The organism is Rhizobium lusitanum, assembly GCF_014189535.1.
Classification (GTDB): Bacteria; Pseudomonadota; Alphaproteobacteria; order Rhizobiales; family Rhizobiaceae; genus Rhizobium; species Rhizobium lusitanum_C.
The window spans coordinates 2,050,292-2,063,614 of the sequence record NZ_CP050308.1 but is presented as its reverse complement, the minus strand read 5'-3'; the positions used below and the strand labels follow the sequence as shown (position 1 = coordinate 2,063,614).

Sequence of the window (13,323 nt, the reverse complement as noted above, 5' to 3'; positions counted from 1 at the left end):
CTGACCATGGTTGAACTCACTCTCCCCAAGAACTCTCAGATGCGTGAAGGCAAGGTCTGGCCAAAGCCGGCGGGCGCGAAGAACACGCGCGAATTCCGCGTCTATCGCTGGAGCCCAGATGATGGCCTGAACCCGAGCATCGATACCTATTACATCGATGTCGACGATTGCGGCCCGATGGTGCTCGACGGTCTGCTCTACATCAAGAACAACATCGATCCGACGCTGACGCTGCGCCGTTCCTGTCGCGAGGGGATTTGCGGTTCCTGCGCGATGAACATCGACGGCACCAATACGCTCGCCTGCACCAAGGGTCTGGACGAGATCAAGGGTACGGTGAAGATCTATCCGCTGCCGCATCTGCCCGTCGTCAAGGACCTGGTGCCGGATCTGACGAACTTCTACGCCCAACATCGCTCGATCGAGCCCTGGCTCAAGACCGTGTCGCCGCCGCCGGCGAAGGAGTGGAAGCAGAGCCATGAGGACCGTCTGAAGCTTGACGGCCTCTATGAATGCATCCTGTGCGCCTGCTGCTCGACCTCCTGTCCGAGCTACTGGTGGAACGGCGACCGCTATCTCGGTCCCGCTGTTCTGCTGCAGGCCTATCGCTGGCTGATCGATAGCCGGGATGAGGCAAAGGGCGAGCGCCTCGACAATCTCGAGGATCCCTTCCGCCTCTATCGCTGCCACACGATCATGAACTGCGCCCAGACCTGCCCCAAGGGGCTGAACCCGGCCAAGGCGATCGCTGAAATCAAGAAGATGATGGTCGAACGGCGGGTCTAACCGCCGGCGATCGTTCGTTTGTCGCATTGGATTGCGAGGATCCGAGCGCGTGATCATGGGAGCCGCTGCCGAAACCGGTTGCGGCTCGCGCGGTTTTTACCGACCTCGCTTGCGTCTCTCAAGGCTGCTCGCCATCACGGAAGCGCGACAAAAGGGTGCAGGAATTGGCCGATGACTTCTATCTGGCTGAGGTCCGGCGCGTTAAGCCTTGAAATCACCGGATTCTTGCACAGCTATGGCGTCCGGCGATTTATGCCTGTATCGACTTGATTAACCAAAGTGAAATACGTTAGTTCCAATTTTATGGGTGCTCGGTTTCCCAATGTCAGCGGTGGACGATTAGGAGTATGATGATGCAATTGAGATATGCAGTGACGGCTGCGGCGATAGGTCTGTCGCTTGCCGGTTGCCAGCGCACAGCATACAACAACGACGATACGTCCTATTCGCGACCGCCACCCCTGCAGGCTCAGCCTGTTCCTTCCGTCCAGTCCAGCCAGCTACCGCCGACGAATGGCAGCGATGGTTCGCAGTTTCCCGTGGCGCCGTCGAACGCGCCGAGCGCTGCCAATCCGCAGCAACAGCAGGCGATGGCCGCATCTGCGCAGGATGTGACCAAGGAATCCATGGTCGGCAGTTGGAAGGTCAGCAACGGCGGGGCGAGCTGCGATATGTTCCTGACGCTCACCAATCTCGGCGGCGGGTCGCGCGGCGGCACGCGCGGTTGCGCGGGCGAGCTGACGTCGATGGGCTCCTGGGAAGTGTCCGGCAAGCAGATCATCCTCAAGAACCGCGATGGCACCCAGATCGGCTCGGTCTACAAGACGGCCGATTCGCGCTATGATGGCTCGACAGCGTCCGGCCAGCCGCTCAGCCTCAGCCGGTAAAGCTCTTTTAAAAGGGGGCGGCCGTCCGGGTCGCTTTCCCTTCGCACAGGCGGATATTTCCCCATGCAGCCCATGCCCGATTATTCCATCAGCGTCGGCGAACAGCTGAAGGCGCTGACGGCTTCCGGATCGCTTCAGGTGGATTCGGCGCAGATGGATGTGGCGAAATCCCTGGACCGCGTGCTTGCCAACCTCAAGCAGAAGCGACCGGCAATCAAGTCGAGCGCTCTCGGCTGGATGTTTGCGCGCAAGAAGCCGGTCGAGATTGTTCGCGGTCTCTACATCCATGGCAGCGTCGGGCGTGGCAAGACCATGCTGATGGACATGTTCTTCGCCATGGCGCCAGCCAAGAAGAAGCGCCGTGCGCATTTCCATGAGTTCATGGCCGATGTGCACAATCGCATCGCCGCCCATAGGCTGAAATTCAAGAATGGCGAAACCAAGCAGGCCGATCCGGTGCTGCCGGTCGCGGCTGATCTCTACAATGAAGCCGAGCTGCTGTGCTTCGACGAATTCACCGTGACCGACATTGCCGATGCGATGATCCTGTCGCGGCTGTTTGCCGAGCTGTTCTCGCTCGGCTGTGTGCTGATCGCCACTTCGAATGTCGAGCCCGACAATCTCTATCGCGACGGCCTCAATCGCGGCCTGTTTCTGCCCTTCATCGATCTCCTGAAGCGCTATGTCGAGGTCGTGACGCTGGATTCGCCGACCGATTACCGCATGGAGAAGCTGAACAGCCAGCCGGTCTATCTGGTGCCGATCGACGAGCGTACCGACATGGCGATGGATGCGTCCTGGATGCAGGCGCTGCATGGCCGCAAGGCGCAGCCCCTGGATATTCCGATGAAGGGGCGCTCCATCCATGTGCCGCTCGCCGCCGATCGCATGGCGCGCTTTTCCTTCGCCGATCTTTGCGACAAGCCGCTGGGTGCTGCCGATTTCCTGGCGATCGCCAAGCGGTTCGACACGATCTTTCTCGATCGCGTGCCGAAGCTTGGACCGGAAAAGCGCAACCAGACCAAGCGTTTCATCATCCTCATCGACACGCTTTACGATCACGCCATTCGGCTTTATGTTTCGGCGGCGGCGATGCCTGAGGATCTTCTGGTCGAAAGGCGTGGTACGGAAGGCTTCGAGTTCGACCGCACCACATCGCGGCTTTTCGAGATGCGCAGCGCGGAATATCTCGCCCAGACTCCTGCGAAACGGGCCGCCGAGTAACAGATCAGTGACAGAATTTCTTACGTTTACGTAAGAAATTATCGATCTAACCGATTGAAATCCCTGCTCTCAAAATAATCAATTGCCAATTTCGGCCGTTGGGTCTATGCGATTGGCGGCAATGGTGGATGCCTTGTGGGTATCCCGCCACGGATTTTGATCGCAAAGGATACCCCGAAATGGCGCGCAACAAGATCGCACTTATTGGTTCTGGCATGATTGGTGGCACGCTGGCGCATCTCGCCGGCCTGAAGGAACTGGGCGACATCGTCCTGTTCGACATCGCGGACGGCATTCCCCAGGGCAAGGGTCTCGATATTGCCCAGTCTTCGCCGGTCGAAGGCTTCGACGTCAACTTGACTGGCGCCAGTGATTATTCCGCGATCGAAGGTGCTGACGTCTGCATCGTCACCGCCGGTGTCGCCCGCAAGCCGGGCATGAGCCGCGACGATCTTCTCGGCATCAACCTCAAGGTCATGGAACAGGTCGGCGCCGGCATCAAGAAGTATGCCCCGAATGCCTTCGTGATCTGCATCACCAACCCGCTCGACGCCATGGTCTGGGCGCTGCAGAAGTTCTCGGGCCTCCCGGCCAACAAGGTTGTCGGCATGGCCGGCGTGCTCGATAGCTCGCGCTTCCGCCTCTTCCTTGCCAAGGAATTCAACGTTTCCGTCGAAGACGTCACCGCTTTCGTTCTCGGCGGTCATGGTGACTCGATGGTTCCGCTTGCTCGCTACTCCACCGTTGCCGGCATTCCGCTGACCGACCTCGTCACCATTGGCTGGCTCACCGCTGAGCGCCTCGAAGAGATCATCCAGCGCACCCGTGACGGCGGCGCCGAGATCGTCGGCCTGCTGAAGACCGGCTCGGCCTACTACGCTCCGGCTGCTTCCGCCATCGCAATGGCTGAATCCTACCTCAAGGACAAGAAGCGCGTTCTGCCCTGCGCTGCCCATCTCGATGGTCAGTATGGCGTCAAGGACATGTATGTCGGCGTTCCCACGGTTATCGGCGCCGGCGGCATCGAGCGCATCATCGAGATCGACCTGAACAAGGCCGAGAAGGAAGCCTTCGACAAGTCGGTCGCATCTGTCGCCGGCCTTTGCGAAGCCTGCATCGCCATCGCGCCGTCGCTGAAGTAATTTCCGCGTTATAACAGGGATAAACCCATGAACATTCATGAATATCAGGCCAAGGCTCTGCTGAAGACCTTTGGCGCACCCGTCGCGGACGGCGTTGCCATCTTCTCCGCCGATGAAGCCGAAGCTGCTGCAAAGCAGCTTCCTGGCCCGCTTTACGTCGTCAAGAGCCAGATCCATGCCGGCGGTCGCGGCAAGGGCAAGTTCAAGGAACTCGGCCCCGACGCCAAGGGCGGCGTTCGCCTCGCCAAGTCGATCGAGGATGTCGTTTCGAATTCCAAGGACATGCTCGGCAATACGCTGGTGACCAAGCAGACCGGCCCGGCCGGCAAGCAGGTCAACCGCCTTTACATCGAAGACGGCGCCGACATCGACCGCGAACTTTACCTCTCGATCGTGGTTGACCGCTCGGTCGGTCAGGTTGCTTTTGTCGTATCGACCGAAGGCGGCATGGACATCGAGACCGTCGCGCACGACACGCCGGAAAAGATCATCACCGTTGCCATCGATCCGGTCGCTGGTGTGACCGCTGCCGACGCAGCCGCCATTTCCGACGCGCTGAAGCTCGAAGGGGCTGCTCGCGAGGACGGTTCCAAGCTGTTCCCGATCCTCTACAAGGCCTTTGTCGAAAAGGACATGGCCCTGCTTGAAGTCAACCCGCTGATCGTCATGACGAACGGCCGCCTACGCGTCCTCGACGCCAAGGTCTCCTTCGACGGCAACGCGCTGTTCCGCCACGAGGACATCGTTGCGCTGCGTGACACGTCCGAGGAAGACGCCAAGGAAATCGAAGCGCACAAGTATGACCTCGCCTATGTCGCGCTCGACGGCAACATCGGCTGCATGGTCAACGGTGCCGGCCTTGCCATGGCAACCATGGATATCATCAAGCTCTACGGCGCTGAGCCGGCGAACTTCCTCGATGTCGGCGGTGGCGCCACCAAGGAAAAGGTCACTGCGGCCTTCAAGATCATCACCGCCGACCCGGCTGTCGAAGGCATCCTGGTCAACATCTTCGGCGGCATCATGAAGTGCGATGTCATTGCCGAAGGCGTGCTCGCAGCCGTCAAGGAAATTGGTCTGAAGGTTCCGCTCGTCGTTCGCCTCGAAGGCACCAACGTCGAACTGGGCAAGAAGATCATCAACGAATCCGGTCTCAACGTCATCTCCGCCGATGACCTGGACGATGCCGCCCAGAAGATCGTCAAGGCAGTCAAGGGCTGATCAAGATGGCTCCTTCCTTCACCCCTTCGACTGCTCATCTTCGCCTGAGTGCCTTTGCTGGTGCTTGGGAAGGGGAAGAGCATGTCGCGGGCTCTGCCTGGGCGAAGGAAGGCAAGGCCACCGCGCGGCTGACGGCAGAATGTCTGTTTGGCGGGTTTTTCGTCGAGCAGCGTTATGTGCAGACGCGAGACGGCAAGACATCGTTTGAATCCCGAAATATTTTCGGCTTCGACGATGCTGATCAAGCCTACAAGCTCTACCAGTTCGACACAGTGGGTTTCGTGCCGCCGTCGCCGGCGGCCGGCGAATGGGTCGGTCATGAGCTTGCCTTGATGAAGACCTCGCCGCGCGGTGCGCAGCGCACTTTATTCCAGTTCGAAAATGAAGACTGCTACCGAATGGGCGTCAGTTTCTCGCCAGCCGGCAGCGATACATGGCAGGAGGTCGTCAGTGGTGTCTATCGCCGCGTTTCCTCCGCGTCTTCCAACCTCTCGTAACAAAGGCCTCGCATGTCTATTCTCATCAACAAAGACACCAAGGTTCTCGTTCAGGGCCTGACCGGCAAGACCGGCACCTTCCACACTGAACAGGCGCTTGCCTATCACGGCACGAAGATGGTCGGCGGTATCCACCCTTCCAAGGGTGGCGAAACCTGGACCGGCAAGGACGGCGAAAAGCTGCCGATCTTCAAGTCGGTCGCTGAAGGCAAGGACGCCACCGGCGCCAATGCCTCGGTCATCTACGTGCCGCCGGCAGGTGCCGCGGCTGCGATCCTCGAAGCAATCGACGCGGAAATCCCGCTGATCGTCTGCATCACGGAAGGCATTCCGGTTGCCGATATGATCAAGGTCAAGGATCGCCTCGACAAGTCGAAGTCGCGTCTGATCGGGCCGAACTGCCCCGGCGTCCTGACCCCGAACGAATGCAAGATCGGCATCATGCCGGCCTCGATCTTCAAAAAGGGCTCGGTCGGCGTTCTCTCGCGTTCGGGCACGCTCACCTATGAAGCCGTGTTCCAGACCACCAACGAAGGTCTCGGCCAGACGACGGCTGTCGGCATTGGCGGCGACCCGGTCAAGGGCACCGAGTTCATCGACATTCTGGAAATGTTCCTCGCTGACGACGAAACCAAGTCGATCATCATGATCGGCGAAATCGGCGGTTCGGCGGAAGAAGAAGCCGCACAGTTCCTCAAGGACGAAGCCAAGAAGGGCCGCAAGAAGCCGATGGTCGGCTTCATCGCCGGCCGCACGGCACCTCCCGGCCGCACCATGGGCCACGCTGGCGCCGTGATTTCCGGCGGCAAGGGCGGCGCGGAAGACAAGATTGCGGCGATGGAAGCGGCAGGCATTCGCGTGTCGCCGTCGCCGGCGCGTCTCGGCAAGACGCTGGTGGAAGTCCTGAAGGGCTGATCCTACCTATAGCAAGACCCGGACGGGGAGCGGCAATCGCCCATCCCGTCCGGCCTTCGAATTCGTAAGTGCAGATGTGCGGTCCAAGTGGCCGTGGACGAAATACGGTCGCCGGATTTCCATAAGCCGGCAATGCAAACAAGTCGGGAGGCGGACGAAGGCGTCCGCATATCACCATGGCAAGGCAAGAAGCCAACGAGCAATTTCAGATCACTTCGTTCCTGGACGGTGCGAACGCTGCTTATATCGAGCAGCTTTACGCGCGTTACGAGGAAGACGCATCGTCGGTATCCGACGAGTGGCGGTCTTTCTTCAAGGCGCTGGAAGATAGTCCCGACGACGTGAAGCGGGCGGCCAAGGGCGCCTCCTGGCAACGCAAGAACTGGCCGATCCCGGCCAATGGTGAGCTCGTCTCCGCGCTCGACGGCAATTGGGGCATCGTCGAAAAGGTCATCGAGACCAAGGTGAAGGCCAAGGCCGAAGCCCAGGGCAAGCTGGCCGACACTGCAGACGTCCTGCAGGCGACGCGCGATTCCGTCCGCGCCATCATGATGATCCGCGCCTATCGCATGCGTGGCCATCTGCACGCCAAGCTCGACCCGCTCGGCATCGCCGCCGCGGTTGAGGACTACAAGGAACTGTCGCCGGAAGCCTATGGCTTCACCGAGGCCGACCTCGATCGCAAGATCTTTATCGATAACGTGCTCGGCCTCGAATATGCGAGCGTGCGCGAGATGATCGAGATCCTCGAGCGCACCTACTGTTCGACGCTCGGCGTCGAATTCATGCATATCTCCAATCCGGAAGAGAAGGCCTGGATTCAGGAGCGCATCGAGGGCGTCGATAAGGGTATTGCTTTCAATCCCGAGCGCAAGAAGGCGATCCTGCAGAAGGTCATCGAAGCCGAAGGCTACGAGCAGTTCCTTGACGTCAAGTTCAAGGGCACCAAGCGTTTCGGCCTCGACGGCGGTGAATCGCTGATCCCGGCGCTTGAACAGATCCTGAAGAGCGGCAGCCAGCTCGGCCTCAGGGAAGCTCTGTTCGGCATGGCCCATCGCGGCCGCCTGAACGTGCTTTCGCAGGTCATGGGCAAGCCACACCGGGCGATCTTCCACGAGTTCAAGGGCGGCTCCTACGCGCCGGACGAAGTCGAAGGCTCCGGTGACGTCAAGTACCATCTCGGCGCCTCCTCGGACCGCGATTTTGACGGCAACAAGGTGCACGTTTCGCTGACGGCCAATCCGTCGCATCTGGAAATCGTCAATCCTGTGGTCATGGGCAAGGCCCGCGCCAAGCAGGATATGGGCGCTACCCAGTGGGATGGCGACATCATTCCGCTGTCCGAGCGTGCCAAGGTCGTGCCACTCCTAATCCACGGCGATGCGGCTTTCGCCGGTCAGGGCGTGGTAGCTGAAATCCTCGGCCTGTCGGGCTTGCGCGGCCATCGCGTCGCCGGCACGATGCACGTCATCATCAACAACCAGATCGGCTTCACCACCAATCCGGCCTTCTCGCGCTCGTCGCCCTATCCGTCCGACGTTGCGAAGATGATCGAAGCGCCGATCTTCCATGTGAATGGTGACGATCCGGAAGCTGTGGTCTATGCGGCCAAGATCGCTACCGAATTCCGCATGAAGTTCCATAAGCCGGTCGTCCTCGACCTGTTCTGCTACCGCCGCTACGGCCACAATGAAGGCGATGAACCGTCCTTCACGCAGCCGAACATGTATAAGGTCATCCGTGCCCACAAGACGGTGCTGCAGCTCTATTCGCAGCGGCTGGTCGCCGAAGGCGTGCTGACCGACGGCGAAGTCGAGAAGATGAAGGCCGACTGGCGCGCCCATCTCGAACAGGAATTCGAGGCCGGCCAGCACTACAAGCCGAACAAGGCCGACTGGCTGGACGGCGAATGGTCGGGCCTGCATGCGGCCGACAACGCCGACGAGCAGCGCCGTGGCAAGACCGCGGTGCCGATGAAGACGCTGAAGGAAATCGGTCGCAAGCTGTCGGAAATTCCGGACGGCTTCCACGCGCACCGCACCATCCAGCGGTTCATGGAAAACCGCGCCAACATGGTGAAGACCGGCGAAGGCATCGATTGGGCCATGGCGGAAGCGCTCGCTTTCGGCGCGCTTGTTGTCGAAGGCCACAAGATCCGTCTGTCCGGCCAGGATTGCGAGCGCGGCACGTTCTCGCAGCGTCATTCGGTTCTCTACGATCAGGAAACCGAAGAGCGCTACATCCCGCTCGCCAATCTGTCGCCGACCCAGGCCCGCTACGAAGTCATCAACTCGATGCTGTCGGAAGAAGCGGTTCTCGGTTTCGAATACGGCTATTCGCTGGCTCGTCCGAACGCTCTGACGCTCTGGGAAGCCCAGTTCGGCGACTTTGCCAACGGTGCGCAGGTCATCTTCGACCAGTTCATCTCGTCTGGCGAACGCAAGTGGCTGCGTATGTCCGGTCTCGTCTGCCTGCTGCCGCACGGCTATGAAGGCCAAGGCCCGGAACATTCCTCGGCCCGCCTCGAACGCTTTCTGCAGCTTTGCGCCGAAGACAACATGCAGGTCGCCAACGTTACGACGCCGGCTAACTACTTCCATATTCTGCGCCGTCAGCTGAAGCGCGACTTCCGCAAGCCGCTGATCCTCATGACGCCGAAGTCGCTGCTGCGCCACAAGCGCGCTGTGTCGAGCCTGGCGGAGATGGCGGGGGAAACCTCCTTCCATCGCCTGCTCTGGGACGATGCGGAAGTGATCAAGGACGGCCCGATCAAGCTGCAGAAGGACAACAAGATCCGTCGCGTCGTCATCTGCTCGGGCAAGGTCTATTACGACCTTCTGGAAGAGCGCGAAAAGCGCGGCATCGACGATGTCTATCTGCTGCGCATCGAACAGCTCTATCCGTTCCCGGCCAAGGCGCTCATCAACGAGCTCAGCCGTTTCCGCAATGCGGAGATGGTCTGGTGCCAGGAAGAGCCGAAGAACATGGGCGCCTGGTCCTTCATCGATCCCTATCTGGAATGGGTGCTCGCTCATATCGATGCCAAGTACCAGCGGGTTCGCTACACCGGCCGTCCGGCCGCCGCCTCTCCGGCGACGGGTCTGATGTCCAAACACCTGTCGCAACTGGCGGCATTCCTTGAGGATGCGCTCGGCGGTTAAGCAAGGGGTTGCGCGATGGCCTGTTTTCATCAGAAACTTGTGCCATCGCGCTCCGGCTTTCCGCATGACGCCGAAGGGGAGGAGATGGCCGCCATGCAGCAATACGCCGCCTTTGAGGCCGACAGCGTCTTCGACATGCGCGTCATCGACATCGGAAATGCCGATACTCTCGATCATTCCCCGGCCCTCTGTCGCCGGAAATTCTATCTAACTCATAAGACGAAAAATCAGGATCTGAACAATGGCCACTGAAATCCGCGTTCCTACCCTCGGCGAGTCCGTCAGCGAAGCGACTGTCGGCACCTGGTTCAAGAAGGTTGGCGATGTCATCAAGGTCGATGAGCCGCTTGTCGAGCTGGAAACCGACAAGGTGACGATCGAAGTTCCCTCGCCGATCGCCGGCACGCTGTCCGAAATCGTCGCCCAGGCTGGTGAGACCGTCGGTCTCGGCGCGCTGCTCGGCCAGATCTCGGCGGGCGGCGCTGCCGTTGCTCCGGCCGCAGCCGCACCTGCAGCTGCTCCGGCTGCTGCTGCCCCGGTTGCCGCACCCACCGTTTCCGCTCCGGCCTCCGCCATGCCGCCGGCACCCGCAGCCGCCAAGCTGCTTGCCGAAAGCAATGTCTCCGCCGATCAGGTCGATGGCAGCGGCAAGCGCGGCCAGGTCCTGAAGGGCGATGTCATCGCTGCTGTTGCCAAGGCCGCTTCGGCGCCTGCCGCAGCCCCGGCCGCTCCGGTTGCCGCCCGCGCGCCGACGACGGTTGAAGATGCCGGTCGCGAAGAGCGCGTCAAGATGACCCGCCTGCGCCAGACGATTGCTCGTCGCCTCAAGGATGCGCAGAACAACGCAGCCATGCTCACCACCTATAACGAGGTGGACATGAAGGCCGTCATGGACTTGCGCAACAAATACAAGGACATCTTCGAGAAGAAGCATGGCGTGAAGCTCGGCTTCATGGGCTTCTTCACCAAGGCCGTCACGCATGCGCTGAAGGAACTCCCGGCCGTCAACGCCGAAATCGACGGCACCGACATCGTCTACAAGAACTACTGCCACATCGGCATGGCTGTCGGTACTGACAAGGGCCTCGTGGTTCCGGTCATTCGCGATGCCGACCAGATGTCGATCGCCGAAGTCGAGAAGGAGCTTGGCCGTCTGGCGAAGGCTGCTCGTGACGGCTCGCTGTCGATGGCCGACATGCAGGGCGGCACCTTCACCATCACCAATGGCGGTGTCTACGGTTCGCTGATGTCCTCGCCGATCCTCAATGCGCCGCAGTCGGGCATTCTCGGCATGCACAAGATCCAGGAACGTCCTGTCGCCATCGGCGGTCAGGTCGTCATCCGCCCGATGATGTATCTGGCGCTTTCCTATGACCACCGCATGGTCGATGGCAAGGAAGCCGTGACCTTCCTCGTGCGCGTCAAGGAAAGCCTGGAAGATCCGGAACGTCTCGTTCTCGATCTCTAAGGGAGCTCTGGCTCATGTGGACATGGCCCATGCGGACGATGCGCGGACTTTTGTGTGCCGTCGTCGCATGGTTGCCATCGTCTGCGGTCGCGGATGATCTCGACGCGGTAAAGCTCAGCAGCAATCTCGATCTGGCGTCGCTGAGCGACGCCGATCTTGCCTTAAGGGCGGTGACTGCCTTCCATATGGGCGATGTCGAGCTAACCTCGGGCCGCATCGTCGCCAGCGATCCGCTGGTCGGTCCGGACCGCCCGGCCTTCGTCAGGACTGTCCCACCCGGCAACTATCCCGTGACGCTCTACCAAGCCTTCGGCCGCATCGCCGCCGCCAGCCTGCGATTTGCCGAGGGCAAGCCGGTGCGCTGGGAGCTGGCGGTGATTGCCGGTCAGGATATCAAGTCGCTGAAGGGCGACGAGTTCTTCGGCTATCCGGTCGATGCCGGTCTCGGCTGCTACATGGACGCCGATACCTATGCCTTGATCCAGGAGCGGGAGCAGCAGGTCCGCACGCAGAAATCCTCTTCCGACATCAATTACTACGATGACGTCCTGGCGTCCGAGATCGAGGCGAATGACGACAAATATGTCATGCACCGGCCGGTAGCCGGCAAGCGCGGCAATGTCGCGGTCTTCTGGAGTGGCTGGGGCGACGGTTTCTATCCGGTGTTCTGGGGCCTCGATGCCAGTGGCCGTCCCCTTGTGCTGTTTACGGATTTCGGGGTGACCGAAAATGCGGACGGCCGGCGCGAACCGGGGGGCGAGTGATGGCACGATTGGCCCTTCTGCACTGGGCGATGATGGCACTTATGGCCGCGCCAGCGCTGGCGCATGCGAATGAATGCGCGCAGGAAAAGGCTGTCTATGGCGACATGGACGATGCCTATGAGCTGCGTTTCGAGCCGGCGGGCTCGGCGGCTGCTGTCAGCAACAAATTCAAGTTCACTGTCCGCAACACGTCGATCGTGGCCGAAGGTGTGATCATGCGCTCGGACGATGGGCCGCACGCCAATGGCACGATCATGTTCAATTGCCCGGATGGCGACGTGACGGGCGCCGATTTGCGCGCCTGCACTGTCTGGCAGGGCATGATCTATGCCTCGGATATGAAGGGCGATATCAGCGCGCTGCCGATGGAAGGTGCCGGTGCGGCGGAGCGGTTGTTCCTGCCGGCACTCGGGCCTTCAATCCGGCAATCCATCATCTGGGGCGTGGGCAAGGCGACTGTCGCGCCCTGGGATGTCCTGACCTTGAAAGGATGCAACGAATGACTGGAAAATCTCCGGTTCTTCTCGTCACCGGCGGTAGCCGCGGCATCGGTGCCGCGGTCTCGATCGCTGCTGCCCGACAGGGCTGGGCCGTGGCCGTCAACTATGCCTCCAACAAGGTGGCCGCGGAGACGGTGGTCGCTGCGATCCGCGATGGCGGCGGCGAGGCGATCGCGGTTGCCGGCGATGTCGGCGTGGCCGACGATATCCAGGCGATCTTTTCTGTGGTCGACCAGCATTTCGGCCGTCTGGATGGTCTCGTCAACAATGCCGGAATTGTCGATCTGCCGCAGCGCGTGGACGAGATGACGCCTGAGCGGCTTGAGCGTATGTTCCGCATCAACATCACCGGCTCGATCCTCTGTGCCGGGCAGGCCGTGCGCCGCATGTCGACCCGCCACGGCGGCAAGGGCGGAGCGATCGTCAACATCTCGTCGATGGCAGCGGTTCTTGGTTCGGCCGGCCAATATGTCGATTACGCTGCCTCCAAGGGCGCGATCGATACCTTTACGATCGGATTGGCGCGCGAGGTCGTTACCGAAGGCATCCGCGTCAATGCGGTGCGCCCCGGCGTCATCGACACAGATATCCACGCCTCCGGCGGGTTGCCGGATCGCGCGCGGGACTTGGGCCCGACCATCCCGATGCAGCGGGCCGGCACGCCGGACGAGATTGCCGATGCAGTCCTCTACCTGGTAGGCCCCCAAGCATCCTATATAACGGGCTCAATCCTCAATGTGAGCGGCGGCCGGTAAGCG

The 13,323-nt window shown here is 60.9% G+C and carries 13 protein-coding genes; all 13 read left to right on the top strand.

Annotated elements, in window-relative coordinates; translation table 11 throughout:
• The first annotated feature begins 6 nt into the window (after window positions 1-6).
• The 13 genes from HB780_RS23735 to HB780_RS23675 all read left to right on the top strand — a co-directional run bounded on the left by HB780_RS23735 (window position 7) and on the right by HB780_RS23675 (window position 13,320).
• Window positions 7-786 carry a succinate dehydrogenase iron-sulfur subunit gene (locus HB780_RS23735; RefSeq protein ID WP_183689814.1) on the top strand — a complete coding sequence of 260 codons (780 nt, stop codon included), beginning with the start codon at window positions 7-9 and terminating at the stop codon, window positions 784-786.
• A gap of 353 nt (window positions 787-1,139) precedes the next feature.
• The gene (locus tag HB780_RS23730) at window positions 1,140-1,673 is read left to right on the top strand and encodes a protease inhibitor Inh/omp19 family protein (RefSeq protein WP_183689813.1); all 534 of its coding nucleotides are present in this window, start codon (window positions 1,140-1,142) and stop codon (window positions 1,671-1,673) included.
• 63 nt (window positions 1,674-1,736) lie between these two features.
• Window positions 1,737-2,897: a cell division protein ZapE gene (gene zapE, locus HB780_RS23725; protein ID WP_183689812.1), complete on the top strand. Its 1,161-nt coding sequence runs from the start codon at window positions 1,737-1,739 to the stop codon at window positions 2,895-2,897.
• A gap of 179 nt (window positions 2,898-3,076) precedes the next feature.
• The gene (gene mdh / locus HB780_RS23720; RefSeq protein ID WP_183689811.1) at window positions 3,077-4,039 is read left to right on the top strand and encodes a malate dehydrogenase; all 963 of its coding nucleotides are present in this window, start codon (window positions 3,077-3,079) and stop codon (window positions 4,037-4,039) included.
• Between the two features lie 27 nt (window positions 4,040-4,066).
• A complete protein-coding gene (gene sucC, locus HB780_RS23715) occupies window positions 4,067-5,260 on the top strand; it encodes an ADP-forming succinate--CoA ligase subunit beta (RefSeq protein ID WP_183689810.1) in 1,194 nt (397 codons plus the stop codon).
• Between the two features lie 5 nt (window positions 5,261-5,265).
• Window positions 5,266-5,757: a DUF1579 family protein gene (locus HB780_RS23710; protein WP_183689809.1), complete on the top strand. Its 492-nt coding sequence runs from the start codon at window positions 5,266-5,268 to the stop codon at window positions 5,755-5,757.
• 12 nt (window positions 5,758-5,769) lie between these two features.
• The gene (gene sucD, locus HB780_RS23705) at window positions 5,770-6,672 is read left to right on the top strand and encodes a succinate--CoA ligase subunit alpha (RefSeq protein WP_034481706.1); all 903 of its coding nucleotides are present in this window, start codon (window positions 5,770-5,772) and stop codon (window positions 6,670-6,672) included.
• A gap of 176 nt (window positions 6,673-6,848) precedes the next feature.
• The gene (locus HB780_RS23700) at window positions 6,849-9,833 is read left to right on the top strand and encodes a 2-oxoglutarate dehydrogenase E1 component (RefSeq protein WP_183689808.1); all 2,985 of its coding nucleotides are present in this window, start codon (window positions 6,849-6,851) and stop codon (window positions 9,831-9,833) included.
• 15 nt (window positions 9,834-9,848) lie between these two features.
• Window positions 9,849-10,085: a hypothetical protein gene (locus HB780_RS23695; protein ID WP_183689807.1), complete on the top strand. Its 237-nt coding sequence runs from the start codon at window positions 9,849-9,851 to the stop codon at window positions 10,083-10,085.
• Window positions 10,075-11,301, top strand: coding sequence for a 2-oxoglutarate dehydrogenase complex dihydrolipoyllysine-residue succinyltransferase (gene odhB, locus HB780_RS23690; protein ID WP_183689806.1), 1,227 nt, complete (start codon window positions 10,075-10,077; stop codon window positions 11,299-11,301). Before HB780_RS23695 ends, odhB begins: the two co-directional genes overlap by 11 nt.
• A gap of 14 nt (window positions 11,302-11,315) precedes the next feature.
• Complete coding sequence (locus HB780_RS23685; RefSeq protein ID WP_183689805.1) at window positions 11,316-12,065, top strand: DUF4241 domain-containing protein; 750 nt, start codon at window positions 11,316-11,318, stop codon at window positions 12,063-12,065.
• Window positions 12,065-12,568, top strand: coding sequence for a hypothetical protein (locus HB780_RS23680; RefSeq protein WP_183689804.1), 504 nt, complete (start codon window positions 12,065-12,067; stop codon window positions 12,566-12,568). Before HB780_RS23685 ends, HB780_RS23680 begins: the two co-directional genes overlap by 1 nt.
• A complete protein-coding gene (locus HB780_RS23675) occupies window positions 12,565-13,320 on the top strand; it encodes an SDR family oxidoreductase (protein WP_183689803.1) in 756 nt (251 codons plus the stop codon). Before HB780_RS23680 ends, HB780_RS23675 begins: the two co-directional genes overlap by 4 nt.
• Window positions 13,321-13,323 lie beyond the last annotated feature (3 nt).

Coding starts and splice junctions, on each gene's coding strand:
- mdh (WP_183689811.1), top strand. CDS start 3,077: ATGGCGCGCAACAAGATCGCACTTATTGGTTCTGGCATGATTGGTGGC.
- sucD (WP_034481706.1), top strand. CDS start 5,770: ATGTCTATTCTCATCAACAAAGACACCAAGGTTCTCGTTCAGGGCCTG.
- sucC (WP_183689810.1), top strand. CDS start 4,067: ATGAACATTCATGAATATCAGGCCAAGGCTCTGCTGAAGACCTTTGGC.
- HB780_RS23710 (WP_183689809.1), top strand. CDS start 5,266: ATGGCTCCTTCCTTCACCCCTTCGACTGCTCATCTTCGCCTGAGTGCC.
- HB780_RS23735 (WP_183689814.1), top strand. CDS start 7: ATGGTTGAACTCACTCTCCCCAAGAACTCTCAGATGCGTGAAGGCAAG.
- HB780_RS23730 (WP_183689813.1), top strand. CDS start 1,140: ATGCAATTGAGATATGCAGTGACGGCTGCGGCGATAGGTCTGTCGCTT.
- HB780_RS23685 (WP_183689805.1), top strand. CDS start 11,316: ATGTGGACATGGCCCATGCGGACGATGCGCGGACTTTTGTGTGCCGTC.
- HB780_RS23680 (WP_183689804.1), top strand. CDS start 12,065: ATGGCACGATTGGCCCTTCTGCACTGGGCGATGATGGCACTTATGGCC.
- odhB (WP_183689806.1), top strand. CDS start 10,075: ATGGCCACTGAAATCCGCGTTCCTACCCTCGGCGAGTCCGTCAGCGAA.
- zapE (WP_183689812.1), top strand. CDS start 1,737: ATGCAGCCCATGCCCGATTATTCCATCAGCGTCGGCGAACAGCTGAAG.
- HB780_RS23675 (WP_183689803.1), top strand. CDS start 12,565: ATGACTGGAAAATCTCCGGTTCTTCTCGTCACCGGCGGTAGCCGCGGC.
- HB780_RS23700 (WP_183689808.1), top strand. CDS start 6,849: ATGGCAAGGCAAGAAGCCAACGAGCAATTTCAGATCACTTCGTTCCTG.
- HB780_RS23695 (WP_183689807.1), top strand. CDS start 9,849: ATGGCCTGTTTTCATCAGAAACTTGTGCCATCGCGCTCCGGCTTTCCG.